The following is a 23052-nucleotide window of genomic DNA, read 5'->3' as shown; positions in this document are numbered from 1 at the left end:
TCTCTATGCGCGTAGAAGGAAGCACCACATGGACGTCATCTCCGTCATCCGTACCAAGCGGGACCGCGGCGAGCTGAGCCCCGAGCAGATCGACTGGGTCATCGACGCCTACACCCGCGGTGTCGTGGCCGACGAGCAGATGTCGGCCCTGGCGATGGCCATCCTGCTCAACGGCATGAACCGGGCCGAGATCGCGCGGTGGACCGCCGCGATGATCGCCTCGGGCGAGCGGATGAACTTCGACTCCCTGTCCCGCCCCACCGCCGACAAGCACTCCACCGGCGGTGTCGGTGACAAGATCACCCTGCCGCTGGCCCCGCTCGTCGCCGCCTGCGGCGCGGCCGTGCCGCAGCTGTCCGGCCGGGGCCTGGGCCACACCGGCGGCACCCTCGACAAGCTGGAGTCCATCCCGGGCTGGCGCGCACTGCTGTCCAACGAGGAGATGCTGCACGTCCTGGACACCACGGGCGCGGTCATCTGTGCGGCCGGCGACGGCCTCGCGCCCGCCGACAAGAAGCTGTACGCCCTGCGCGACGTGACGGGCACGGTGGAGGCCATTCCGCTGATCGCCTCCTCGATCATGTCGAAGAAGATCGCCGAGGGCACGGGCTCGCTCGTCCTGGACGTCAAGGTCGGCAGCGGCGCCTTCATGAAGAACATCGAGGACGCGCGCGAGCTCGCGCGGACCATGGTCGGCCTGGGCACCGACTCGGGCGTCAAGACCGTGGCCCTGCTCACCGACATGTCCACGCCGCTCGGCCTCACCGCGGGCAACGCGCTGGAGGTCCGCGAGTCGGTGGAGGTCCTGGCGGGCGGCGGCCCGGCCGACGTGGTCGAGCTGACCATCGCGCTGGCCAAGGAGATGCTGGAGGCGGCGGGCATCAAGGACGCCGACCCGGCCAAGGCCCTGGCCGACGGCTCCGCGATGGACCACTGGCGCCGGATGATCGCGGCCCAGGGCGGCGACCCCGACGCGGCCCTCCCGGTGGCCCGCGAGCAGCACGTCGTCACCGCCGCGGCTTCGGGCGTCCTGACCCGGCTCGACGCGTACGCCGTGGGCGTCGGCGCCTGGCGCCTGGGCGCGGGCCGCGCCCGCAAGGAGGACCCGGTGCAGGCGGGCGCGGGCATCGAACTGCACGCGAAGCCGGGCGACACGGTGACCGCGGGCCAGCCGCTGATGACCCTGCACACCGACACTCCGGAGAAGTTCGAGTACGCGCTGGCCGCGCTGGAGGGCTCGCACGACATCGCCCCGGCGGGCACGCCGTTCACGCCGAACCCGATCGTCCTGGACCGCATCGCCTGACCTGCACTCACTCGTGCGGCTGAACGGGACCGGTGGACCACCACCGGTCCCGTTCGGCATGCTGGGTCTCCAAGCTGAACGGCTACGCCGCGGCGGGCGTACCGCTCTACCTGCTCATCGACCCGCACGCGACGGGCAGTCCCACCATCCACCTCTACGGCGAGCCCGACGACGGCAAGTACCGCGTCCTCCACGCGGGCAAGTTCGGCGAGAGCGTCCGTCTCCCCGAGCCGTTCGGCCTCACTCTCGACACCTTCGGCTTCTCCCACCCGTAGCGCAGTGGGCGGCCCACGGCCCACCGATGATTTCCGGCGGCCCGGGCAGTCACCCTCTCGTGGAGACCATCCGACTCGTGCTGCCCGGACCCAGCCCGACCGCGCGCGACGCCGTACCCCTGTGCACGCGCCTGTCCCGGCTGTACGAGGACGGCGCACACGCGGTGGTGTGCGACGCCGCCGCCGTCACCGCGCCCGGGCTCGGCGCCGTCGAGGTACTGGCCAGGCTCCGGCAGACCGCCAAGGGGTGCGGGCGGGGTCTCGCCGTGCACGGGGCCGCGCCCCGGCTGCGGGCCCTACTGGAGCTCGTCGGACTCGTCGAGCTCCTCGGGGAGGCCGAAGAGGGGGAACCAGCGGGCGGTGTCCAGGAAGGCATTGAGCCCGACGATCCTGCCCTCTGAAACCTCCAGCACCTGGAGCGCCCACGGGACGTGCCCCGGCGTCCCGTCCTCCCGCGGCCGGTACTGGCCGAAGGCCGGCAGACCGTTGGCCGTGGTCGGGACGAGGCGCGAGCCCTTGCAGCCGATGCCCTGGTTCAGGTGCCAGGCCGCGATGTCGGCACGCCCCTGGAGCCACAGGTCGAATGGCGGCATCGACAGCACCGCGTCCTCGTGGAGCAGCGTGGTCAGGCGCGAGATGTCGTACGCCTCGAAGGCGGACAGGTACTGCTCCAGCAGCTTCGCCTGGTCCGCGTCCAGCGGGTCCGCCGGCTCGCTCTCCCGGATGTGCCGGCCGGCCAGCGTGGCCCGGGCCCGCTGGAGGGCGCTGTTCACCGAGGCCACCGTCGTGTCCAGCAGCGTCGCGACCTCGTCCGCCTTCCAGGCCAGCACCTCGCGCAGGATCAGCACCGCCCGCTGCTTCGCCGGCAGGTGCTGGAGGGCCGCGACGAACGCCAGCCGCACGGATTCCTTCGCCAGCGCCATCTCCGCCGGGTCCGCGGTCTGCGGGACCACCCGCGCGTCGGGCACCGGCTCCAGCCAGGTCACCTCGGGCCGCTCGTTCAGCACGGCGGAGGCCTGGTGCTGCGGGGCGCTCAGATCCATCGGGCGGGCCCGCTTCTTCCCGGCGCTCAGCAGGTCCAGGCAGACGTTCGTGGCGATCCGGTACAGCCACGACCGCAGCGAGGAGCGGCCCTCGAACTTCTCGTGGCTGCGCCAGGCGCGGACGTACGTGTCCTGCACCGCGTCCTCGGCGTCGAAGGACGAGCCGAGCATGCGGTAGCAGTAGCCGGTGAGCTCGACCCGGTAGCGGTCCATCGCCGCATCCAGGTCCAGCTCCGGTGGTGTGGTGGCGAGGTCGCTCATGGCTGTCGTTCCCCCAGCTCGGTCCGATACCTCGGAAACTACCCGAGGGGTCCGACAACGGCAGCCGGAAGCGCCTACGTGCCCGGCTTGCGACCGTACACGTACACGTCGTCACCGTTCCCGAGCAGGTTCCAGTACGCCTTGGCGTCGGCGGCCCGCATGTTCACGCAGCCGCCCGAGCCCGGCGGGTTCCACATGCTCTTCGTGGTGGAGTGGAAGGCGATGCCCCCGTCGAAGAACTGCGCGTAGGGCATCGCCACGTCGTAGAGCGTCGACCAGTGGTCGATGCTGCGGTAGTAGATCTTCTTCAGGCCCGTCCGGGTCTCGGTGCCGTCCTTGCCGGTGCGCACCGTGACCGGGCCGTAGCGGAGAGCGGCGCCGTCCTGGACCCAGCTGAGCTGGCGGGTCAGGTCCACGCAGGCGATCCGCCCGAGGTTCACCGGGCAGCTGCCGTCCCGGTTGGGGGTGGTACCCGCCGCCCGCTGGGCCAGCATCGTGCTCATCGTCTGCCAGGTCAGCGGTCCGGCGTAGCCCGCGGTCGGGGTGATGCCGTGTGCGGCCTGGAACGACCGGACGGCACTGCAGTCCGCCGCCGACTGCCTCCCGTCGACCGGCCGCCCCAGGAACTGCTCGACCTGCCGCTGGTACGGCCCGGTGGTCAGGTTGCAGGAGGCGGCCTGCGCCGTCCCGCCCCCGACGGCCACCAGCGGCGCCGCCAACGCCGCCGCCGCGCAGACCAGTGCCGCCCCGTGTCGCTTCGTACGCACCCGCATGGATGTCATGTCGGCCTCCCGCCCCACTTCTTCCCGGCGGGAAGGCGCAACGCGCCGGAGCCCGGAGCGGGTTGGCCTCCGGGCTCCGTAAATCACCTCGTACCCCTGCCGTACGGGCGGGTACGCGCCCGGTCGTATCAGCGCGCGGCGGCCAGCGAGGTGTGGCGCCGCTCGGCACGGGCCGCGCGGGAGCCGTACAAGGTGATCGACACGACGCCGAGGACCGCCAGCAGGGCGATGCCCACCGTGGCCGCCCAGCCCGCCCCGTGGTAGGCGAGCGCGCCGAGCGTGCCCCCCGCGCTGGAGCCGAGGTAGTACGCCGACTGGTACAGCGCCGAGGCCTGCGCGCGGGCCGTCTTCGCCGTCCGGCTGACCGCCGCGGACGCCACCGCGTGCCCCGCGAAGAAGCCCGCGGTGATCAGGACCAGTCCGAGCAGGACCGCGGGCAGCCGGTCCGACAGCGAGAACAGCAGCCCCAGGGCCGTCGTGGTCACCGCCAGGTACAGCGCGCCGCGCCGCCCGGCCCGGGCCACCAGCCGCCCGGCCGCCGCCGAGGAGACCGTACCCACCAGGTAGATCAGGAAGATCGACCCGACCACGCCCTGTCCGAGCGAGAACGGCTCCTCCACCAGCCGGTAGCCGATCACCGTGTAGACGGCGCCGAACACCGTCATGAACAGCGCGCCGATCCCGTACAGCCGCAGCAGCAGCGGATCGCGCAGATGGCCGGCGACGGCGGCGGCGACCGCGCGCGGCGCCGCCCCGGCCGGGCGGAAGAACCGCGCCCGGGGCAGCAGGACCAGGAAGGCCACCGCGCAGAGCAGCGCCATGGCGCCGACGGCCGCGAGCCCGCCCCGCCAGCCCCACGCCTGCGCGGCCCAGCCGGTGACCAGGCGGCCGCTCATGCCGCCGATGGAATTGCCGGCCACGAACAGGCCGATCGCGCCCACCAGCGCCTTCGCCTCGACCTCCTCCGCCAGGTAGGCCATCGCGGAGGCCGGGATGCCGGCGATCGCCGCCCCCTGCACGGCGCGCAGCGCCACCAGCCACTCCAGGCCCGGGGCGAACGGCACGAGCAGTCCGACGCCCACGGCCACGACCATGGACACCGTCATCATCCGGGTCCGGCCGAACCGCTCGGACAGCGCGCTCAGCGGCAGGACGAACAGGGCGAGCGCCCCGGTGGCCGCGGACACCGTCCAGCTGGCCTGACCCGCCGTCACGCCGAAGCCGTCCGAGATCGCGGGCAGCAGCGCCTGGGTGGAGTAGAGGAGGGCGAAGGTGGCCAGTCCGGCGGCGAAGAGCGCAAGGCTCATCCGGCGGTAGCCGGGGCGGCCGGGGGCGCGGGGCGCGGGGTTTGCGGCGGGGTGCGGGGACAGCGAGGTGGAGGCGCCCGGGATGACGGGCGCCCCGGTATGAGCGGGAGGCATGCAACGACCGTAGACCCGGCCCGTTTCATGCGTCCAATGCACAAATTCGCGATAATCGATGCACTGACGCATCAGCACAGCTCAGAGGGGCGCATGTCAACGAACCGTTACGAAGAAGACATGGCGGTGACAACTCTGCTGGCCCCGCGCCTCGCCTACTTCGCCGCCGTCGCCCGCCACGAGCACGTCACCCGTGCCGCGCAGGAGCTGGGCGTCCCGCAGTCCACCCTGTCGCGGGCCATGGTCCGGCTCGAAGAGGACCTCGGCGTCACGCTGTTCGCCCGCAAGGGCCGTACGGTGGCGCTCACCACCGCGGGCCGGACCTTCCTGGCCTCGGCCGAGCAGGCCCTCGCCGAGATCGCCCGCGCCGCCGGATCCGTCCAGCAGGACGCCGATCCCGCCTACGGAAAAGTGGCGTTCGGCTTCCTGCACACCCTCGGCCCCGAGACCGTACCCGGCCTGATCCGGGCCTTCCGCGCCGACCACCCGCGGGTGCGCTTCTCCCTGGTGCAGAACTACGGCGAGGCCATGCTGGAGCGGCTGCGCGCCGGCGAGCTCGACCTCTGCCTGACCTCACCCCTGCCCGATGCGCCCGACCTGGTGGTCCGCCGCCTCGACGAGCAGCGGCTGCGCCTGGTCGTTCCCGACGACCACCGCCTCGCCACCCGCAAGCGGATCCGCCTCGCGGAGGCCGCCGAGGAAACCTTCGTCACCCTGGAGCCCGGCTACGGCCTGCGCCGCATCACCGACGACCTGTGCGCCGAAGCCGGGTTCACCCCCCGGGTGGCCTTCGAGGGCGAGGAGGCCGAGACCCTGCGCGGGCTGGTCGCGGCCGGCCTCGGCGTGGCCCTGCTGCCACCGCCCGCCGTGCCCCGCCCCGGCGTGGTCGAGCTGACGGTGACCGCCCCGCGCGCGGTCCGCGAGATCGGCGTGGCCTGGCTCGACGGACACCCCGACACCCCGCCCGTCGCCGAGTTCAAACGCTTCCTGCTGTCCCGGCGCGGCCGGCTGATCCCCGAACTGGCCGGCGGCCCCGGTCAGGACCCGGCCTTGCCGTCCGGGACCGGTGCGGGAGCCGCGGCGGAGAGCAAGGAGAGCAAGTAGCCCGCCTGGAAGCGGGACTTGGCGCCCACCGCCCGCATGATCTCCGCGATGTGGCGCTGGCAGGTGCGCTCCGACATGCCGAGCCGGCGGGCGATCACCTTGTCCTCCAGCCCCTCCGACAGCAGCCGTACGATCGTCTGGCGCAGCTCGTCGGAGAGCGAGCGCGCCGCGTCCGGGCTCACCGTCGTGGGGAAGGGCTCCGCCCCCGGCCAGGACCGCTCGAAGGCGGACGTCATGAAGTGCACGACGCTCGGCCCGCGCACCGCACCCAGGTCGGTGACCAGCTCCAGTTGCTCCGCGCTGCTGCGCTGGCGGTGCGCCGCCCCGGCCTCGTACGCCGGGATCAGCGTCTCCAGCCGTCCCCGCAGCCGGTCCATCTCGTCGTGGGTCTCCCGCACGAGCAGCGCCGGGGGGGGGGCAGCGCACGGGCAGCCGCCGCCCGCGGTGCCACCGCGCACCACCGCTCCGGCCCGCTGCCGGGGGCCCGCTGAAGCAGATGGGCGGCGGCCGGCTCGGTGATCGTCGCACCCGCGCGGGCACCCAGGGCCGCGGTGGCCTCCGCCGCGGCGAAGGAGTGGCGCTCGACGGCAAACGCGTACAGCCGCCGGGCGGCGGGGCTCGGATCGCCTCCGTTTGAGGGGTCGACTGCGTCGGCTGGCATGGCCGTATTCGTCCCGACGTGCGGATTTACAGACCCTCGTGTTCCCGCAAGGCGGCAAGACGACGCCCGAACCGGCGGTTACGGCATATGCCGGACCGGCACAGTGGAGGCAGCGGTGAACGGGGAGCGCGGTAACCGGGGGAGCGCCCGGCCGGACAGGCGCACGCCGTGGTGGTCACGCCGGTCCATCGATGCCGTCCGACCACGAGGGGGCGGAGCGGCAGGCACGGACGGACCGGCGCGACCACCGCCGCGCCCGGCACGCCCGCGACCACCCCCGCGCCCGGCACGGCGCCGTACTCGGCACTCCGCGGGGCCCGGGTGGGCACGCCCCGCCCGGGCGGCGGTACTTCCCTAGGCGCCCGCGGCCTTCGCGTAGTCCCCGAAGCCGGTCCAGTCCACGGCCACGCACGGCTCGTCCCCCACGACCCACGCGTCGTGCCCGGGCGAGATCTGCATGAAGTCACCGGGGCCGTAGTCCTCGGCCGCCCCGTCGTCCATGACGACGTGCATCCGCCCGCTCACCACGTACCCGGTGTGGGCGGACTGGCAGCTGTCCGTCCCGGCCAGCGGCTTGATGTGCTCCGACCAGCGCCAGCCCGGCTCGAACACGGCGCGGCCCACGGGTCCGCCGTCCGCCTGGATCAGGTCCAGCCGGCCCTTGCCGTCGGTGAACGGACGGGTCTCGTCGGCGCTGTCGAAGCTCCTGCGCACCATCGGCGCCATGGCAGTACCTCCCGGAAAGAGCGCTCCCCGAGTCCACTCCTCACCTTACGCTCGGGGCCCCCACCCCTCATCCCCTCAGCGAACGCCCGAAACCGGAGGCCAGCGGCATCCGCAGACCCAGCGGGGGAGGAGCCGCCAGCGCATCGGTGACCGGCCGCGAGTACCGCCCCGTCACCATCGCACCGAGCACGAAGTCCACGGCCAGCGCCACGACTTCCGCCTGGTGCTCCCGTAACCGGTGCCCGTCGGAGTGCACCTCGAACCGGCACGTCGCCCGGTTCGCCTTCTTCGCCTGCGCCGCCAGCCGAAACGACGCCTCGGGGTCGCTGTGCGCGTCGTTCGTCCCGTGCACGATCAGCACCTGCCGCCCCGAGAGCTGCCTGACCGGTTCGGGCGAGCCGTCCGGCGGCACCCCGTCCAGCGAAGGGGCGAGCGCCAGAACCGAGTTGACGGCGTCGTGGCCCGCCGCCCGCAGCGCCGCCCGGCCGCCCGCGTCGTAGCCGGCGAGGCACACCGGTACGTCCCCGTACCTGCGCACCACCTCGTCCGCCGCCCACCGGGCGTCCTCCACGCGGTCGGCCCCGCGGCCGTGGAGGACGGAGTGCGTGACCAGGCCTTGGGCCCGGCCCGCCCGGGCCAGGGCCCGCGCGAGGCCGCGCAGCGGGCCGGGGGGCCATCTGGACGCGCCGGGGAGCAGCAGGACCGCCCCGTTGACCGTGATGTCCGTCGAGACCGAGCCGTTCACGCGGGCCACCCGCCCCAGGCGGGCCCCGCGCGTCGGCGGCGCATGCTGTGCCATGGCGGAACAGTCTCAGACTGACAGGTGTACGCCACCCGTCCGTACGGTCTCTGTTACATATCGACCCCCGCCGCCGACGCGGTGCTCTACGCGCGTAGGAGTTAGAGTGCGCAGATGACGAGCGAGACCTCCAACCTGCCCACCCCGGATCAGATCCGCCGCTCCCCGAAGGTGCTGCTCCACGACCACCTCGACGGTGGACTGCGCCCCGGGACCATCATCGAGCTGGCCCGCGAAGCCGGCTACGAGAACCTGCCCGAGACCGACGCCGACAAGCTCGGCATCTGGTTCCGCGAGGCCGCCGACTCCGGCTCCCTGCCGCGCTACCTGGAGACGTTCGCGCACACCTGCGCCGTCATGCAGACGAAGGCCGCGCTGTTCCGCGTCGCCGCCGAGTGCGCCGAGGACCTGGCCGAGGACGGCGTGGTGTACGCGGAGATCCGCTACGCCCCCGAGCAGCACCTCGAAGCCGGCCTGACCCTCGAAGAGGTCGTCGAGGCCGTGAACGAGGGCTTCCGCGAGGGCGAGCGCCGCGCGAAGGCCAACGGCCACCGGATCCGCGTCGGTGCCCTCCTCACCGCGATGCGCCATGCCGCCCGCGCCCTGGAGATCGCGGAGCTCGCCAACCGCTACCGCGACAACGGCGTGGTCGGCTTCGACATCGCCGGCGCCGAGGCCGGGTTCCCTCCCACCCGCCACCTGGACGCGTTCGAGTACCTCAAGCGCGAGAACAACCACTTCACCATCCACGCGGGCGAGGCCTTCGGCCTGCCGTCGATCTGGCAGGCCCTCCAGTGGTGCGGCGCCGACCGTCTGGGCCACGGTGTGAAGATCATCGACGACATCGAGGTCGCCGCGGACGGCTCGGTGACGCTGGGCCGCCTGGCCTCGTACGTCCGGGACAAGCGCATCCCCCTGGAGATGTGCCCCACCTCGAACCTGCAGACCGGAGCGGCCGTCTCCTACGCGGAGCACCCCATCGGCCTGCTCCGCAAGCTGCACTTCCGGCTGACGGTCAACACCGACAACCGCCTGATGAGCGGCACCAGCATGAGCCGCGAGTTCGAGCACCTCGTCAGCACCTTCGGCTACACGCTCGACGACATGCAGTGGTTCACCGTCAATGCGATGAAGTCCGCGTTCATTCCTTTCGATGAACGACTGGCCATGATCAACGACGTGATCAAGCCGGGCTATGCCGAGCTGAAGTCGGAGTGGCTGTTCCGGCAGACCGCTTCGACCAGCGGTTCCGTATCGGCCTAGGCCACGGCGTAACAGACGGAAAGCGTCCGGGAAGCACAATTCCCGGACGCTTTCTCGTATTTACAGATGTTTGCGGGCGGGGGTTTGAAGTGACTAGTTTGCGGAGCCGATCAGTTCCCCTTCGCAAGGACTAATCTTCATGAAGAAGTCAGCTGCCAAGACTCTCGGTGTCGCCGCCCTCGGCGCCGCCTTCGCCGCCGTCGCCGCCGGCACCGCATCCGCCGCTGTCCCCGCCATCGGGCTCTCCGACGCGCTGGGTACGGTCACCGGTGCCGCGCAGGGGCTCACGAGCCAGCAGCAGGTGAGCTCCGGGGAAGGCCGGCAGTCCAGCGACCCGGCTGCGCCGATCGGTGAGCTCGCCAACGCGATCGGCCCCACCCTCGGCGGCCTGCCCGTCGGTGGTGCCCTCGGCGGCTGATCCGCGCCGGATTCGTACGCGGGCACGCGTGGCGCACGCCGGTTCGATCGGGTGTGTGCCACGTCGTGCCGTGTGCCACGATCGCCGTCAACCGCCCGCCGACGGCGGGGGAGAGAGGTCATCGGTCATGCGCCTGAAGGCACGCGCCACGGTCACGGCGACCGCCGCCGCACTGCTGCCCGCCCTCCTCCTGGGAGCCGTGGGCTGCGGCAAGGGCGCCACTGCGCCCGACAAGGCACCGGACCCCAAGGACTCCGCCCCCGTGAGCTCCTCGTCGGCCTCCCCCGCGGGTTCGGCCGCGCCCAAGGCCGCCGCGAGCAAGCTGGAGCGGTCCGCGCTGGAGCAGGGCGACGTGCCCGGCTACCAGATCTCGGCGCAGGGCAAGAACCCCAACGCCCCCGACGGCCAGCCGCAGGCCGACCGCAAGGCCTGTCAGCCGCTGGCCGACATCATGGGCGACAAGCCGGACCCGGCGGCGCAGGAGACCGTCAACCGGGGCGTCGGCTCGCAGAAGCAGGTCGGACTCGCCGTCTCCGCCTCCGTCAGCTCCTACGCCGAGCGCGACGCCAGGGCGCTGATCGCCCGCCTCAAGGACGCGGTAGCCGCGTGCGGTAGGGGCTTCACCGCCACCATCGAGAAACAGAGCGGCAGCTACCGCGAGGTGCGGCCCGCCGAATACCGGACGTCCGGCGACGAGAGCGTCAGCTGGACTACGACCGCGGCCGCCCAGGGCGTCTCCGCGGAGGTCCACCTGGTCGTCGTGCGCCAGGGCTCCACCATCGTGCGGCTGATGGCCCTCAACGTGGCCGCCGGCCGGCAGAAGGCGCAGGTTCCGCACGAGGTGGCGGACAAGCAGCTGGAAAAGGTGCGCGCCGCGCGCTGATCACCACGCGGTGGAAGCGGACTTCTCGTTCGGCAGCAGCACCCACAGCGCCAGGTAGATCAGGAACTGCGGGCCGGGCAGCAGACACGAGACGACGAAGATGAGCCTCATCGTGTTCGCGGAAATACCGAATCGCCGCGCCAGTCCGGCGCAGACGCCGCCGATCCAGCGGCCGTCACGGGGGCGAACAAGGGCGCTCATGGATTCTCCTCTGGGGCCATCGCGGGACCTTTTCCCGCGATGCCTCAATACTCCCGTGGAACCGCGGACAGTACCTCGGTCCAAGGGCCGAGTCCGACCCTGGTAATTCTCGGGGTGGATCCCTGAGACTTCCGTGCGTGCAGCGACCGCCGCAGCCGCGCCCGCAGGACCGGTACGACGGCCACGTGCGCCAGCACCACCCCGACCGTGTTCAGCAGCACCGAGTCAACGTCGACGACCTGGCCGGCCACGCCGCTCTGCATCATCTCGATGCTGAGCGAGACCAGCACGCCCGCGGCGGTGGTCCGCCCCAGCGAGGACCACGCGGCCAGCGGCGAGGGCGCCAGCGTTCCGCTGACCAGGGGCAGGAGCACCCCGAGCGGGGCGAGCAGAGCCAGCGCCTCCCCGATCCGCCGGGCGGCCTCCAGCGGCCCGTAGGCGAGGTCCGCCCTGATCCCCTCCAGCGGGGTCAGATTGGCGGCTGCCGCCCAGGGCACGTCGAGCGGACGCAGAGTGAGCCATCCGACGAGGACGAGATGAGCGACCAGCAGGGCCCCGCCCAGGAGCCGGAGCCGGAGGTGTATGGCGGTGGCGGCTCGGTGGCCGACCTCTTGACGCTGCACACCTGCAAGGACGCAGCTCCCGGTGGCCGCGGTTCCGGTCGGTTCGGGTGACCGCCCGAAAAAACGGCGGCGGCGCCGCACTCCGCCACCCGTACCCGTGCTCTCACGCACGGTGACCGCACTGCGGGTTCAGCGGGTCGCGTAGAGCACGATCAGCAGCACTGCGCCCGCCACGGCGGGCGCAATGATCTCGTACGACCAGTGCACGCTCACGCTGCCCTGCGCTCCCGCACGGGAGGCGCCGCGCTCGGCCAGCTCGCGCAGCTCGTCCACCACCCGGTCGGCGTGGGCGCGCTGCGGCTCGGCGGCCGCGCCGGGCTGCTCGGGCGCGGCCAGCCCCTTGCCGGTGAGCCCGCCGCGGCGGCTGAACTGCTGCCTGCTGGCCTTCTTGCGCTCGCGCAGCGAGACGGGAACCGACCAGAGCTGGTACTTCGCCCCCTCGGCCAGCACCTCCGCGGAGTACCCGGCGCGCACGGCGTCCACCGCAGCCCAGGGCAGCTCGATCACCCGGAACGGGTTCCGTACGCGCATCCGGTCGTCGTTGGCGAAGACCGCCGGGCGGATGGTGAACGCCACCGTCAGCGGGACCAGGAACAGCGCGATGGCCAGGGCGAACCACGGGGTGTTGCCCGACCCCCGTACCACCGCGTCCCCGCACAGCCACGCGATCAGTGCGAGCAGCAGCGCTCCGGTGACGATGGCCATGGGAGAGCGGTAGACCCGGTCGTCGTACACGGGCTCGTCGGCGGGCTGCTGGCTGCTCATGCGCCCGATTGTGCCTCACGCCGTCTCAGCCCACGAGATCGGCGTACACGATGATGTTGTCGGGGCGGTGGCCTGCGGTGAGCTCCCCGCCGCAGGTGATCAGCCTCAGCTCCGGGCGGGCGGTGTTCCCGTACACCTTGGCGGTCGGGAAGCTCTTCTTGTCGACCTGTTCCAGCTCGCGCACCCGGAAGACCGCGGCGCGCCCGTCCGCCCGGCTGACGGTGATCTCGTCACCGGCGTGGATCTTCGAGACGTTGCGCAGGACGGCCGGGCCGCGCACGGTGTCGAAGTGCCCGATCAGCACGGCCGGCCCGGTCTCGCCCGGCGTGACGGCCTGCGTGTACCAGCCGATCCGGTCCCCGTCCGCGGCGGGGGGCACCTCGACGGTGCCGTCGGCGGCCAGGCCCAGCTTCAGCAGCGGGCCCGTGTCCACCCCGGCCGCGGGGATCCGTACCCGTACCGGCTCCGCGGCGGGCAGCGGGGCGACCGGCGCGGCCGGCGTCGGGGCGGGCGGGGCGGTGGCCCGTGCGGGCGCGGCGGCGGGGTCGGCGATGTGCGGCGGGGGTGTGGGCGCGGCGGGGGCGCCGCCGCAGCCGGTCAGGGCGGCGAGGGCGAGCGGACCGAGCAGGGCGGCGGCGAGCAGGGGGCGGACGGGACGGGCCATGGGGCGCTCCGGGAAACGGGCCCGGCGGGCCGCCGTGGAGGCGGCCCGCCGGAAGGGGGAACGGGAGTCGTGCGCAGGGGCAGGTGTTGCTCAGGCGCCGTTGCGGGCGCGGCGGGAGCGGACCATCAGGGCCGCACCGAGCGCGGCGAGGATCGCGACGAGACCGGCGCCGGCGGCCAGAGTGGTGCTGTTGTCGGTGTCCTCGGCGGCGAAGTCCGCGCCGGCGGCGACCGCGCCCTGGGGGACGACCACGGTCTGCGCGCCCGTCTGCGGCTTCACGTCGGCGGCCGGCTTGACGGGGGTCTTGGCGGTCGGCTGCGCGGAGGGCTTGGCGGAGGGCTCGGTCGAGGGCTTGGCCGACGGCTTGGTGGTCGGCGCGGTGGTCGCCGTGGCCTCCGGCAGCAGGTAGAAGTCCGAAGCGCCCTCGCCCTTCCGGTGGACGTTGAGCCCGTAGCGGCCCGCGTCGGTGAGCGTGTACTCGGTGCCCTCGATCACCGCGCGGCGGTGGGAGAGGTCCAGCTTCGCCAGCACGCGGCCCGCCCAGCCGTCGGCCGGCTTCCAGTCCTCGGAGGAGGCGCGGAGCCAGACCTCGGGGCCCTCGGACTCGTTGCGCAGCACCGCGAGCACGTGCTTGTCGACGAGGTGGAGCTCGCCGTCGAAGCGGCCCTTGTCCGCCGCGCCCGCGGAGACCGTGGTCACCGCAGACACCGGGGTGGCGGCCTGCGGGGCGGGCGCGGCGAGCGCGGTCGCAGCCGGCGTGAGCAGGGCCCCGGCGAGGGCGGCGGTGACGATCGAGGTGCGGAGGGCGGAACGCATAACGACTCCTGAAGCTGTGTCGCGGATAGGGGGAGAGTCGCATGCCGCGTTTTCTCTGTCGGGCTTTCATCCGGTGAGGTCTGGCGGGCTGCTGAAGAGAAATTTACGGATCTTGTTCGACTGGATCATGGGGTTCCTGTCTTCGCCGTGTAACAGGAAAAGCGGAGGTCAGCGGTCCGCAGGCGAGGCCGCAGCAGGCCCCTTGCCCCGCCCGGATGTCGCCCGCCCCGCACAGATGTGCACGGGCAGGGGGTGACAGGTCGCTACGCGCGTAGATATGCTCATCTGGTGACCATGCCCACCACCCTCACCGCATTCGCTGACGTGACGACGTCCGACAGTGCGCTGCGCCGCTTCCTGCACGGGCTGCCCGGCGTAGACGCCGTCGGCCTGGAGGCCCGCGCGGCCGCGCTCGGTACCCGTTCGATCAAGACCACGGCCAAGGCGTACGCCATTGACCTGGCCATCTCGATGATCGACCTGACCACGCTTGAGGGTGCGGACACCCCGGGCAAGGTGCGGGCCCTCGCCGCCAAGGCCGTCATCCCCGACCCGACCGACCGTACGACCCCCATGACCGCCGCGGTCTGCGTCTACCCGGACATGGTGGCCACCGCCAAGGCCGCCCTGAACGGCGCCGACGTGAAGGTGGCGTCCGTCGCGACCGCCTTCCCGGCCGGCCGCGCCGCGCTGCCCGTCAAGCTCGCGGACACCCGGGACGCCGTCGCCGCCGGCGCCGACGAGATCGACATGGTCATCGACCGTGGCGCCTTCCTCGCCGGCCGCTACCTGGAGACGTACGAGCTGATCAAGGCCATCAAGGAGGCGTGTGTCCGCGAGGACGGCAGCGCCGCCCGGCTGAAGGTCATCTTCGAGACCGGCGAGCTGTCGACCTACGACAACATCCGCCGCGCCTCCTGGATCGGCATGCTCGCGGGTGCCGACTTCATCAAGACCTCCACCGGCAAGGTCGGGGTCAACGCCACCCCCGCCAACACCCTGCTGATGCTCGAAGCCGTCCGCGACTTCAAGGAGCAGACTGGAATCCAGATCGGCGTGAAGCCGGCCGGCGGCATCCGGACCACCAAGGACGCCATCAAGTTCCTGGTCCTGGTCAACGAGACCGTGGGCGCGGACTGGCTGACCAACGAGTGGTTCCGCTTCGGCGCCTCCAGCCTGCTGAACGACCTGCTCATGCAGCGCCAGAAGCTGAGCACCGGGCGTTACTCCGGTCCCGACTACGTGACGGTGGACTGAGACCATCATGAACAAGCCTTCCCCCTTCGAGTACGCGCCGGCTCCCGAGTCCCGCTCGGTCGTCGACATCGCCCCCTCCTACGGCCTCTTCATCGACGGTGAGTTCACCGACGCCGCCGACGGCAGGGTCTTCAAGACCGTCTCGCCGTCGTCCGAGGAAGTCCTCTCCGAGGTCGCCCAGGCCGGCGCCGCCGACGTGGACCGCGCCGTCAGGGCCGCCCGCAAGGCCTTCGAGAAGTGGTCCGCGCTGCCGGGCTCCGAGCGCGCCAAGTACCTCTTCCGCATCGCCCGGATCATCCAGGAGCGCAGCCGCGAGCTGGCCGTCCTGGAGACCCTGGACAACGGCAAGCCGATCAAGGAGACCCGCGACGCGGACCTCCCGCTCGTCGCCGCGCACTTCTTCTACTACGCGGGCTGGGCCGACAAGCTCGACCACGCGGGCTACGGTGCGAACCCGCGTCCGCTCGGCGTCGCCGGCCAGGTCATCCCGTGGAACTTCCCGCTGCTGATGCTGGCGTGGAAGATCGCCCCGGCGCTCGCGACCGGCAACACCGTCGTCCTCAAGCCCGCGGAGACCACCCCGCTGTCCGCCCTGTTCTTCGCGGACATCTGCCGCCAGGCCGGCCTGCCCAGGGGTGTCGTCAACATCCTCACGGGCTACGGGGACGCGGGCGCGGCCCTCGTCGAGCACCCCGACGTCAACAAGGTCGCCTTCACCGGCTCGACCGCGGTCGGCAAGGCCATCGCCCGCCAGATCGCCGGCACCGACAAGAAGGTCACCCTGGAGCTGGGCGGCAAGGGCGCCAATATCGTCTTCGACGACGCCCCCATCGACCAGGCCGTCGAGGGCATCGTCAACGGCATCTTCTTCAACCAGGGCCAGGTCTGCTGCGCGGGCTCGCGCCTGCTGGTCCAGGAGTCGATCCACGACGAGCTGCTCGACTCCCTCAAGCGGCGCCTGTCCACGCTGCGCCTCGGCGACCCGCTGGACAAGAACACCGACATCGGCGCGATCAACTCCGCCGAGCAGCTGGCCCGGATCACCGCGCTCGCCGACACCGGTGAGGCCGAGGGAGCCGAGCGCTGGTCCCCGGCGTGCGAGCTGCCGTCCGCCGGCTACTGGTTCGCCCCGACGCTCTTCACGAACGTCACCCAGGCGCACACCGTCGCCCGCGACGAGATCTTCGGCCCGGTGCTGTCCGTGCTGACCTTCCGCACGCCCGACGAGGCCGTCGCCAAGGCCAACAACAGCCAGTACGGCCTGTCCGCCGGCATCTGGACCGAGAAGGGCTCGCGCATCCTCGCGGTCGCGAACAAGCTCCGCGCCGGCGTGGTGTGGGCCAACACGTTCAACAAGTTCGACCCGACCTCGCCCTTCGGCGGCTACAAGGAGTCCGGCTTCGGCCGCGAGGGCGGGCGCCACGGCCTGGAGGCTTACCTCGATGTCTGAGTCGACGACCACGCGTCTTTCCGTCTTCAAGACCTACAAGCTGTACGTGGGCGGGAAGTTCCCGCGTTCCGAGAGCGGCCGGGTGTACGAGGTGAGCGACTCCAAGGGCAGGTGGCTGGCCAACGCCCCCCTCGCCTCCCGCAAGGACGCCCGTGACGCGGTCGTCGCGGCCCGCAAGGCCTTCGGCGGCTGGGCGGGCGCGACCGCCTACAACCGCGGGCAGATCCTCTACCGCATCGCCGAGATGCTGGAGGGCCGCCGGGACCAGTTCGTCCGCGAGGTGGGCGAGGCCGAGGGCCTGTCCAAGTCCAAGGCGGCGGCGGTCGTCGACGCGGCCATCGACCGCTGGGTCTGGTACGCGGGCTGGACCGACAAGATCGCCCAGATCGCGGGCGGGGCCAACCCGGTCGCGGGACCCTTCTTCAACCTGTCCACCCCGGAGCCGACCGGTGTCGTCGCCGTCGTCGCTCCGCAGGACTCGTCCTTCCTGGGCCTGATCTCCGTCATCGCCCCGGTGATCGCCACCGGCAACACCGCGGTCGTCATCGCCGGCGAGAAGGCGCCCCTGCCGGCCCTCTCCCTCGGTGAGGTGCTGGCCACGTCCGACCTGCCGGGCGGCGTGGTCAACATCCTGTCCGGCAAGGCCGCCGAGATGGGTCCGCACCTGGCGGCCCACCAGGACGTCAACGCGATCGACCTGGCGGGTGCCGACCCGGCGCTCGCGAAGGAGCTGGAGATCGCGGCGGCGGACAACCTCAAGCGCGTCCTGCGTCCACAGCCTGTGGACGACTGGAGCGCCGACCCGGGCACGGCGCGGATGACGGCCTTCCTGGAGACCAAGACCGTCTGGCACCCCACGGGTTCGCTGGGCGCGTCGGGCTCGTCGTACTAGACGGGCCGCGCGAAGAACCGGCCCCGGCAGCGTCCAGCGCTGCCGGGGCCGTTCGCTCGTTCCCCGTCTTCCGCTTTACGTTCTCCGTTTTCCCCTTTCCGCCGGCTACTTCGCGCCGGGGAGCAGTGGCCCGAGCAGTGAGGACGCGGCGGCCTGGGGCAGTTCGCCGACCGAGGGGCCCTGGGTCAGGGTGCCCGTGACCATGCCGGTGCCGAGCGCGGGGAAGTCCGCGACCTTGGTGCCGATGCCGTTGTCCAGGGGATCCACTCCGGTGTGGGCCAGCGGGTTCACCTTGAGGTTCGCGATCGGGTCGGTGACCCCGGCGAGGGCCGCCGGCACCGAGAGCTCGCCCGCCTGGGCGCCGCTCGCGGCCATCGCGAGGGCCGCGCCGGCCATCGAGAGGGTGAGGCCTGCGGTGCGCAGCGTGGAGCCTGTGGAGCGCTGGGGGGCTGCGTGACGTGCCATGGTTTCCCGCCTGTGGTCGTAGTCGCGTGCGCACGCAGCGTAGTTGAGGTGTGATCCTGGATACCAACCGGTCACCGGGAGGATCCCCTACGCGGGGTAATGCTTCACACTGGTGTCCCGTGAGCTCTCCTCTGCCTACGCGTGTCGTGCTGCTGACCGGACCTTCGGGATCCGGCAAGTCCTCGCTCGCGGCCCGGTCCGGGCTTCCGGTGCTGCGCCTGGACGACTTCTACAAGGAGGGCGACGACCCGACCCTGCCGGTGGTCGAGGGAAGCTCCGACATCGACTGGGACTCCCCGCTGTCCTGGGACGCGGACGTCGCCGTGGCGGCGGTCGCGGAGCTGTGCCGGACGGGACGTACCGAGGTGCCGGTGTACGACATCGCCACCTCCGCGCGCACGGGCACCGAGACGCTGGACATCGCCCGCACCCCCCTGTTCATCGCGGAGGGCATCTTCGCGGCGGACATCGCGGCCCGCTGCCAGGAACTCGGACTACTGGCCGATGCGATCTGCCTGCGGGGCCGCCCGTCGACGACATTCCGGCGCCGCCTCGCCCGCGATCTGCGCGAGGGCCGCAAGTCGGTGCTCTTCCTGCTGCGTCGGGGCTACCGGCTGATGCGGGCCGAGCGGAGCATCGTGGCCCGCCACATCGCCCTCGGCGCGTACGCCTGCGGCAGTGACGAAGCCCTGGGCCGTCTGGCGGCAGCCGCAGCCGGCCGCCACCGGACCGCCGCCGCGACCGTGTAACCGCCGCGTCGCGCACCACGGCGCCTGCGTCTGCGGCCTGCGCCTGCGCCCGGGCATGACGAAAAGGCGGGACCGTGCGGACCCCCGGCCGCTCGATCCCGCCTTCTCCCCCCGTGGCCCCCGCCCCACCCCCGAAGGGCGGCCCCCCTGGCCGGTGGTCTGTGTGGGCCCTGCGGCCCGTGGTCCCCTGTGGCTCCGTCAGGCGACGAGCTCCTCGAAGGATTCCGCCTCGTCGCGGCCGAAGCTCAGCACCTCGTCGTCCCGCAGGCGCCGCAGCGAGCGCCAGATGCTGGACTTCACGGTGCCGACGCTGATGCCGAGGATCTCCGCGATCTCCGGGTCCGTACGGCCCTCGTAGTAGCGCAGGACCAGCATCGTGCGCTGCGGCTCCGGGATGCGGGCCAGCGCCTGCCACAGCACCGCGCGCAGTTCCGTACCCCGCATCGCGTCCGTGTCGGTGGCCGTCTCCGGCAGCTCCTCCGTCGGGTACTCGTTCAGCTTGCGCCGGCGCCACGCGCTGATGTGCAGGTTCGTCATCGTCCGCCGCAGGTACCCGCCGACGGCCGCCTTGTCGCTGATCCGGTCCCACGCCCGGTACGTCGAGAACAGCGCGCTCTGCAGCAGGTCCTCGGCCTCGTAGCGGTCACCGGTCAGGTGGAAGGCCGTCGCGTAGAGGGCCGCCCGGCGCTCCTGGACGTAGGCCGTGAACTCCGCCTCCGAGGTGGAGGACGGCGACGGGGCCGGTGCCGGAGCCGAGGAGGGCGTGCGGTACGTGTTCGCGTCGATGGCCACCGTGTGCGCCGGCCGCGGACGGGCGACCGTCGCCGTACGGACACCCGCCCGGCGGTTCACATCGTGCAGCCGCGTGACAACCGCGCTGGTGCTGGTGCTGTGCAGCGTGTTCATCTCGCGCCCCCCGTCGTGGAGTCTGCTTCGGATCCTGCTGGGTCCCTGTTTCGTTGACAGAAGCCTGCCCGGCCGACTTAACCGGGGTGTCCGCCGACTGTCACAGGCCTGTCACAGCGGCCGCGCCGAGATCAGTCGCGCCCGACGGTCGAACTCCCAACCGCCGATGGGACAGAATGAGCCCGTGCCTTTCCTGTTGCTGATCGAGGACGACGACGCCATCCGCACGGCCCTCGAACTCTCCCTGTCCCGCCAGGGCCACCGTGTGGCCACCGCGGCGACGGGCGAGGACGGTCTGAAGCTGCTGCGCGAGCAGCGGCCGGACCTGATCGTGCTCGACGTCATGCTGCCCGGGATCGACGGCTTCGAGGTGTGCCGGCGGATCCGCCGAACCGACCAGTTGCCGATCATCCTGCTCACCGCCCGCAGTGACGACATCGATGTCGTCGTCGGACTGGAGTCCGGCGCCGACGACTACGTCGTCAAGCCCGTCCAGGGCCGGGTGCTCGACGCACGCATCCGCGCCGTGCTGCGCCGCGGCGAGCGGGAGGCCAGCGACTCCGCCGTCTTCGGGTCCCTGGTCATCGACAGGGCGGCGATGACCGTGACGAAGAACGGCGAGGACCTCCAGCTCACTCCGACGGAGCTGCGGCTGCTGCTGGAGCTCAGCCGCCGGCCCGGACAGGCGCTCTCCCGCCAGCAGCTGCTGCGACTCGTGTGGGAGCACGACTACCTCGGCGACTCCCGGCTCGTGGACGCCTGCGTGCAGCGGCTGCGCGCCAAGGTGGAGGAAGTGCCCTCCTCGCCGACCCTGATCCGGACCGTCCGCGGAGTCGGCTACCGCCTGGACTCACCGCAGTGACCGCACCCCCGTTCGCGGGCCGGCGCTGGACCAGCCTGCGGCTGCGCCTCCTCGTCGTGTTCGCGCTCGTCGCCCTGACGGCCGCGGTCTCCGCCTCGGGCATCGCGTACTGGCTCAACCGCGAGGCGGTGTTGACCCGGACCCAGGACGCGGCCCTCGGCGACTTCCGGCAGGAGATGCAGAACCGGGCCGCGGCGCTGCCCGCCGACCCGACGGCCGAGGAGCTGCAGCGCACCGCCGAGCTGATGGCCGGCAGCAGCCCCGGGTACAGCGTGCTGCTGGTGCACGAGCGCAAGGACCGCCGCAAGGTGTTCGGCGCGGCCGGGCCCGACTCCTTCGGGCTGGACGACGTACCCGCGTCCCTCCAGCACGCGGTGAACGACCGGCAGAAGACCACGGCGGCGAACGACGCCGAGTACCACATGTACTGGCAGCGCACGAAGCCGCGCGGCAATCCGTACCTGGTGGGCGGCACGCGCATCGTGGGCGGCGGGCCGACCGGCTACATGTACAAGTCCCTCGCCCAGGAACGGGACGACCTCAACGCGCTGGGCTGGTCGCTGACCATCGCCACGGGGCTCGCCCTGCTCGGCTCGGCGCTGCTGGCACAGGCCGCCGCACGGACCGTGCTCAAGCCCGTACAGCGGCTGGGGGACGCGGCGCGCCGGCTCGGCGAGGGGGAGCTGGACCACCGGCTGGACGTGTCGGGGACGGACGAACTCGCGGACCTGTCACGCACGTTCAACAAGACGGCGGAGGCGCTGGAGAAGAAGGTCGCCGACATGAGTGCGCGCGAGGAGGCGAGCCGGCGCTTCGTCGCCGACATGTCGCACGAGCTGCGCACGCCGCTGACGGCGCTGACGGCGGTCGCCGAGGTGCTGGAGGAGGAGGTCGAGGACCTCGACCCGATGATCGCACCGGCGGTCGGGCTGGTGGTCAGCGAGACCCGGCGGCTCAACGACCTGGTGGAGAACCTGATGGAGGTCACCCGCTTCGACGCGGGGACGGCGCGGCTGGTGCTGGACGACGTGGACGTCGCCGACCAGGTCACGGCGTGCATCGACGCGCGGGCCTGGCTCGACGCGGTCGAACTGGACGCCGACCGGGGCATCGTGGCGCGGCTGGACCCGCGGCGGCTCGACGTCATCCTCGCCAACCTGATCGGGAACGCCCTCAAGCACGGCGGTTCGCCGGTGCGGGTGTCGGTGCGGGTGGAGGACGAGTGGCTGGTGATCGCGGTCAAGGACAACGGGCCGGGCATCCCGCAGGAGGTGCTGCCGCACGTCTTCGACCGGTTCTACAAGGCCAGCGCCTCCCGGCCGAAGTCGGACGGCAGCGGGCTCGGCCTGTCGATCGCCATGGAGAACGCGCACATCCACGGCGGGGACATCACCGCCGCCAATGCTGCGGAGGGCGGCGCGCTGTTCACGCTGCGGCTGCCGGTGGACGTGGGGAAGGTGATCGCCGGTGACGCGGGCACGGACGCGTAGGGCCCTGCCGGGCGCGGTGTTGGTGGTGCTGCTGACGGCGGCTGCGACGTCGGCCTGCGGGATCCGGGCGACGACGGTGCCGGTGGACGTCGGGGCGGCGCCGTCACGGGTGTCGTGCGACGTCCCGGTCGAGCAGAACGGCGTCCAGGGCTTCCGGGCGACGATTGAACTGGTGTGCGGCTCGCAGCTGGTGGGCGTGGAGCGGGTGGTGCCGATACCGGAGAAGAAGACCACCCGGGACCCGGCGTCGCTGGCGGCGCAGGCGCTGCTGGAGGTGCTGGAACGCGAGCCGTCGGCGGAGGAGCGGGACGCGGGCTTCTCGACCGGGGTCCCGGACGGCCTGGCGGTCGCCCCGGCGCGGACCGGTGACCCGGCGGGCACCATCCGGCTCAGCCGCAAGCCGGAGGACCTGCCGCCGGTGGCGTTGTCGCAGATCGTGTGCACGCTGGCGGAGAGCGAGGCCGTCTCGGCGGGTCCGGGGCCGGTCGTGCTGGGCGGCCCGGACGCGGATCCGCCGCGGGCGTGGGAGTGCACCGAGGCGGTCCGCTCCCGCCCGGAATCGGTCGCCACGCTGGGCGACGTGGTCCGCCCGGGCACCTCCCCGTCGGCGTCCCCGTCCTGAGGGCCGTCTTTCCAAGGCCGCCGGGGTGCCCTCTTCTCGCAGGTTCCTACCGCCGACCGGGCCGCTCCCGCTCCCGGGGCCGGTCCGGACCGGGGAGTCCGTAGGCGCCGGCCCCGGCGCGACCCGGTCGTTTGCCGGGGACCGGCCCCGAGGCGGGAGCGTGAAGGCGAAGGGGGGCGGGGGCACCAGCCGGTGACCCGGACCGGCCCCGGCAGCGGGACAGGGGCCGGTCGGTGGTCGAGAAGAGGGGGCCCGTGGGCGGGTGCGGGTTTGTGGGGGCCGCTGCTGTTCAACGCCGCCGGGGTGCCCCCTCTTCTCGCAGGTTCCTACCGCCGCCCGGCCGGTTCC

Annotated in this window: 27 protein-coding genes; 14 read left to right on the top strand and 13 right to left on the bottom strand. The window is 72.4% G+C overall.

The features are described 5' to 3' along the window. The first annotated feature begins 28 nt into the window (after positions 1-28). Genes AC0666_RS02915 through AC0666_RS02905 form a run of 3 tightly spaced genes read left to right on the top strand, consistent with a single transcriptional unit; the run spans position 29 to position 1982 of the window. The gene (locus AC0666_RS02915; protein WP_468582469.1) at positions 29-1306 is read left to right on the top strand and encodes a thymidine phosphorylase; all 1278 of its coding nucleotides are present in this window, start codon (positions 29-31) and stop codon (positions 1304-1306) included. A 32-nt stretch (positions 1307-1338) separates the two neighbouring features. Beyond that, positions 1339-1581 carry a Uma2 family endonuclease gene (locus tag AC0666_RS02910; protein ID WP_468962990.1) on the top strand — a complete coding sequence of 81 codons (243 nt, stop codon included), beginning with the start codon at positions 1339-1341 and terminating at the stop codon, positions 1579-1581. Between the two features lie 59 nt (positions 1582-1640). After that, on the top strand, positions 1641-1982 hold the full coding sequence (locus AC0666_RS02905; protein ID WP_468962992.1) for an STAS domain-containing protein: 342 nt from the start codon (positions 1641-1643) through the stop codon (positions 1980-1982). Here the strand turns inward: AC0666_RS02905 and AC0666_RS02900 are convergent. The 3 genes from AC0666_RS02900 to AC0666_RS02890 form a co-directional block, all read right to left on the bottom strand. After that, positions 1878-2885, bottom strand: coding sequence for a sigma-70 family RNA polymerase sigma factor (locus AC0666_RS02900; protein WP_468962994.1), 1008 nt, complete (start codon positions 2883-2885; stop codon positions 1878-1880). The two genes, AC0666_RS02905 and AC0666_RS02900, sit on opposite strands and share 105 nt — an antisense overlap. Before the next feature lie 74 nt (positions 2886-2959). After that, positions 2960-3658 carry a L,D-transpeptidase family protein gene (locus tag AC0666_RS02895; protein WP_478706997.1) on the bottom strand — a complete coding sequence of 233 codons (699 nt, stop codon included), beginning with the start codon at positions 3656-3658 and terminating at the stop codon, positions 2960-2962. A gap of 137 nt (positions 3659-3795) precedes the next feature. After that, positions 3796-5088, bottom strand: a complete 1293-nt coding sequence (locus tag AC0666_RS02890; protein WP_468962995.1) for an MFS transporter — start codon at positions 5086-5088, stop codon at positions 3796-3798. A gap of 63 nt (positions 5089-5151) precedes the next feature. On the opposite strand from AC0666_RS02890, the gene AC0666_RS02885 reads away from it, so the two are divergent. Then, the gene (locus AC0666_RS02885) at positions 5152-6192 is read left to right on the top strand and encodes a LysR family transcriptional regulator (protein ID WP_468963507.1); all 1041 of its coding nucleotides are present in this window, start codon (positions 5152-5154) and stop codon (positions 6190-6192) included. Here AC0666_RS02885 and AC0666_RS02880 read toward each other — a convergent pair. The 3 genes from AC0666_RS02880 to AC0666_RS02870 all read right to left on the bottom strand — a co-directional run bounded on the left by AC0666_RS02880 (position 6126) and on the right by AC0666_RS02870 (position 8378). Beyond that, a complete protein-coding gene (locus tag AC0666_RS02880) occupies positions 6126-6590 on the bottom strand; it encodes a helix-turn-helix transcriptional regulator (protein WP_478706957.1) in 465 nt (154 codons plus the stop codon). The genes AC0666_RS02885 and AC0666_RS02880 overlap by 67 nt on opposite strands. Before the next feature lie 617 nt (positions 6591-7207). Then, entirely contained in the window at positions 7208-7579 is a 372-nt protein-coding gene (locus AC0666_RS02875) for a cupin domain-containing protein (protein ID WP_468582460.1), read from the bottom strand. A 67-nt stretch (positions 7580-7646) separates the two neighbouring features. Continuing rightward, the gene (locus AC0666_RS02870; protein WP_468962999.1) at positions 7647-8378 is read right to left on the bottom strand and encodes an alpha/beta hydrolase; all 732 of its coding nucleotides are present in this window, start codon (positions 8376-8378) and stop codon (positions 7647-7649) included. A gap of 114 nt (positions 8379-8492) precedes the next feature. On the opposite strand from AC0666_RS02870, the gene AC0666_RS02865 reads away from it, so the two are divergent. The 3 genes from AC0666_RS02865 (at position 8493) to AC0666_RS02855 (ending at position 10942) form a co-directional block, all read left to right on the top strand. Then, complete coding sequence (locus AC0666_RS02865; RefSeq protein WP_468963001.1) at positions 8493-9641, top strand: adenosine deaminase; 1149 nt, start codon at positions 8493-8495, stop codon at positions 9639-9641. Between the two features lie 139 nt (positions 9642-9780). Further along, on the top strand, positions 9781-10059 hold the full coding sequence (locus tag AC0666_RS02860) for a hypothetical protein (RefSeq protein ID WP_468963003.1): 279 nt from the start codon (positions 9781-9783) through the stop codon (positions 10057-10059). A 127-nt stretch (positions 10060-10186) separates the two neighbouring features. Next, positions 10187-10942, top strand: a complete 756-nt coding sequence (locus AC0666_RS02855; RefSeq protein ID WP_468963005.1) for a hypothetical protein — start codon at positions 10187-10189, stop codon at positions 10940-10942. Here the strand turns inward: AC0666_RS02855 and AC0666_RS02850 are convergent, their stop codons facing one another. The 5 genes from AC0666_RS02850 to AC0666_RS02830 form a co-directional block, all read right to left on the bottom strand. After that, a complete protein-coding gene (locus AC0666_RS02850; RefSeq protein WP_356845188.1) occupies positions 10943-11143 on the bottom strand; it encodes a PspC domain-containing protein in 201 nt (66 codons plus the stop codon). A 44-nt stretch (positions 11144-11187) separates the two neighbouring features. Then, on the bottom strand, positions 11188-11766 hold the full coding sequence (locus tag AC0666_RS02845) for a VanZ family protein (protein ID WP_468963007.1): 579 nt from the start codon (positions 11764-11766) through the stop codon (positions 11188-11190). A 129-nt stretch (positions 11767-11895) separates the two neighbouring features. After that, on the bottom strand, positions 11896-12531 hold the full coding sequence (locus AC0666_RS02840; protein WP_468963008.1) for a PH domain-containing protein: 636 nt from the start codon (positions 12529-12531) through the stop codon (positions 11896-11898). Positions 12532-12556: 25 nt separating this feature from the next. Then, entirely contained in the window at positions 12557-13195 is a 639-nt protein-coding gene (locus AC0666_RS02835; RefSeq protein WP_468963010.1) for a class F sortase, read from the bottom strand. Between the two features lie 90 nt (positions 13196-13285). Then, a complete protein-coding gene (locus AC0666_RS02830; protein ID WP_468963011.1) occupies positions 13286-14011 on the bottom strand; it encodes a hypothetical protein in 726 nt (241 codons plus the stop codon). Between the two features lie 294 nt (positions 14012-14305). Here AC0666_RS02830 and deoC point away from each other — a divergent pair, with 294 nt between their 5' ends. The 3 genes from deoC to AC0666_RS02815 are packed head-to-tail and all read left to right on the top strand — an operon-like array spanning position 14306 to position 17610. Continuing rightward, positions 14306-15268 carry a deoxyribose-phosphate aldolase gene (gene deoC, locus AC0666_RS02825; RefSeq protein ID WP_468963508.1) on the top strand — a complete coding sequence of 321 codons (963 nt, stop codon included), beginning with the start codon at positions 14306-14308 and terminating at the stop codon, positions 15266-15268. A gap of 7 nt (positions 15269-15275) precedes the next feature. Beyond that, entirely contained in the window at positions 15276-16718 is a 1443-nt protein-coding gene (locus tag AC0666_RS02820; protein ID WP_468582445.1) for an aldehyde dehydrogenase family protein, read from the top strand. Continuing rightward, positions 16711-17610, top strand: a complete 900-nt coding sequence (locus tag AC0666_RS02815; protein ID WP_468582443.1) for an aldehyde dehydrogenase family protein — start codon at positions 16711-16713, stop codon at positions 17608-17610. The genes AC0666_RS02820 and AC0666_RS02815 overlap by 8 nt, the downstream gene beginning before the upstream one ends. A 105-nt stretch (positions 17611-17715) precedes the next feature. Here the strand turns inward: AC0666_RS02815 and AC0666_RS02810 are convergent, their stop codons facing one another. Next, on the bottom strand, positions 17716-18075 hold the full coding sequence (locus AC0666_RS02810) for a hypothetical protein (protein ID WP_468963013.1): 360 nt from the start codon (positions 18073-18075) through the stop codon (positions 17716-17718). Between the two features lie 53 nt (positions 18076-18128). Here AC0666_RS02810 and AC0666_RS02805 point away from each other — a divergent pair, with 53 nt between their 5' ends. Continuing rightward, positions 18129-18824, top strand: coding sequence for a uridine kinase family protein (locus tag AC0666_RS02805; RefSeq protein WP_478706996.1), 696 nt, complete (start codon positions 18129-18131; stop codon positions 18822-18824). 198 nt (positions 18825-19022) lie between these two features. Here the strand turns inward: AC0666_RS02805 and AC0666_RS02800 are convergent, their stop codons facing one another. Further along, entirely contained in the window at positions 19023-19730 is a 708-nt protein-coding gene (locus AC0666_RS02800; RefSeq protein WP_468963015.1) for a SigE family RNA polymerase sigma factor, read from the bottom strand. Between the two features lie 184 nt (positions 19731-19914). On the opposite strand from AC0666_RS02800, the gene afsQ1 reads away from it, so the two are divergent. The 3 genes from afsQ1 to AC0666_RS02785 are packed head-to-tail and all read left to right on the top strand — an operon-like array spanning position 19915 to position 22704. After that, complete coding sequence (gene afsQ1 / locus AC0666_RS02795; protein WP_180291024.1) at positions 19915-20592, top strand: two-component system response regulator AfsQ1; 678 nt, start codon at positions 19915-19917, stop codon at positions 20590-20592. Continuing rightward, on the top strand, positions 20589-22082 hold the full coding sequence (locus AC0666_RS02790) for a sensor histidine kinase (RefSeq protein ID WP_468963016.1): 1494 nt from the start codon (positions 20589-20591) through the stop codon (positions 22080-22082). Before afsQ1 ends, AC0666_RS02790 begins: the two co-directional genes overlap by 4 nt. Beyond that, positions 22060-22704, top strand: coding sequence for a hypothetical protein (locus tag AC0666_RS02785; protein ID WP_468582435.1), 645 nt, complete (start codon positions 22060-22062; stop codon positions 22702-22704). Before AC0666_RS02790 ends, AC0666_RS02785 begins: the two co-directional genes overlap by 23 nt. Positions 22705-23052: the final 348 nt, after the last annotated feature.

It is taken from the genome of Streptomyces sp. NPDC043680, from assembly GCF_056436685.1.
The sequence above is the reverse complement of the archived record's forward strand: the minus strand, read 5'-3'. Positions and strand labels throughout refer to the sequence as shown.

What these genes read in the sequence shown, in the direction of transcription:
- AC0666_RS02835 (WP_468963010.1), bottom strand. Translation starts at nt 13,195, where the DNA reads ATGGCCCGTCCCGTCCGCCCCCTGCTCGCCGCCGCCCTGCTCGGTCCG.
- AC0666_RS02855 (WP_468963005.1), top strand. Translation starts at nt 10,187, where the DNA reads ATGCGCCTGAAGGCACGCGCCACGGTCACGGCGACCGCCGCCGCACTG.
- AC0666_RS02830 (WP_468963011.1), bottom strand. Translation starts at nt 14,011, where the DNA reads ATGCGTTCCGCCCTCCGCACCTCGATCGTCACCGCCGCCCTCGCCGGG.
- AC0666_RS02800 (WP_468963015.1), bottom strand. Translation starts at nt 19,730, where the DNA reads ATGAACACGCTGCACAGCACCAGCACCAGCGCGGTTGTCACGCGGCTG.
- AC0666_RS02840 (WP_468963008.1), bottom strand. Translation starts at nt 12,531, where the DNA reads ATGAGCAGCCAGCAGCCCGCCGACGAGCCCGTGTACGACGACCGGGTC.
- AC0666_RS02900 (WP_468962994.1), bottom strand. Translation starts at nt 2,885, where the DNA reads ATGAGCGACCTCGCCACCACACCACCGGAGCTGGACCTGGATGCGGCG.
- AC0666_RS02850 (WP_356845188.1), bottom strand. Translation starts at nt 11,143, where the DNA reads ATGAGCGCCCTTGTTCGCCCCCGTGACGGCCGCTGGATCGGCGGCGTC.
- AC0666_RS02815 (WP_468582443.1), top strand. Translation starts at nt 16,711, where the DNA reads ATGTCTGAGTCGACGACCACGCGTCTTTCCGTCTTCAAGACCTACAAG.
- AC0666_RS02895 (WP_478706997.1), bottom strand. Translation starts at nt 3,658, where the DNA reads ATGCGGGTGCGTACGAAGCGACACGGGGCGGCACTGGTCTGCGCGGCG.
- AC0666_RS02860 (WP_468963003.1), top strand. Translation starts at nt 9,781, where the DNA reads ATGAAGAAGTCAGCTGCCAAGACTCTCGGTGTCGCCGCCCTCGGCGCC.
- AC0666_RS02915 (WP_468582469.1), top strand. Translation starts at nt 29, where the DNA reads ATGGACGTCATCTCCGTCATCCGTACCAAGCGGGACCGCGGCGAGCTG.
- AC0666_RS02865 (WP_468963001.1), top strand. Translation starts at nt 8,493, where the DNA reads ATGACGAGCGAGACCTCCAACCTGCCCACCCCGGATCAGATCCGCCGC.
- AC0666_RS02875 (WP_468582460.1), bottom strand. Translation starts at nt 7,579, where the DNA reads ATGGCGCCGATGGTGCGCAGGAGCTTCGACAGCGCCGACGAGACCCGT.
- AC0666_RS02820 (WP_468582445.1), top strand. Translation starts at nt 15,276, where the DNA reads ATGAACAAGCCTTCCCCCTTCGAGTACGCGCCGGCTCCCGAGTCCCGC.
- AC0666_RS02810 (WP_468963013.1), bottom strand. Translation starts at nt 18,075, where the DNA reads ATGGCACGTCACGCAGCCCCCCAGCGCTCCACAGGCTCCACGCTGCGC.
- deoC (WP_468963508.1), top strand. Translation starts at nt 14,306, where the DNA reads ATGCCCACCACCCTCACCGCATTCGCTGACGTGACGACGTCCGACAGT.
- AC0666_RS02890 (WP_468962995.1), bottom strand. Translation starts at nt 5,088, where the DNA reads ATGCCTCCCGCTCATACCGGGGCGCCCGTCATCCCGGGCGCCTCCACC.
- AC0666_RS02870 (WP_468962999.1), bottom strand. Translation starts at nt 8,378, where the DNA reads ATGGCACAGCATGCGCCGCCGACGCGCGGGGCCCGCCTGGGGCGGGTG.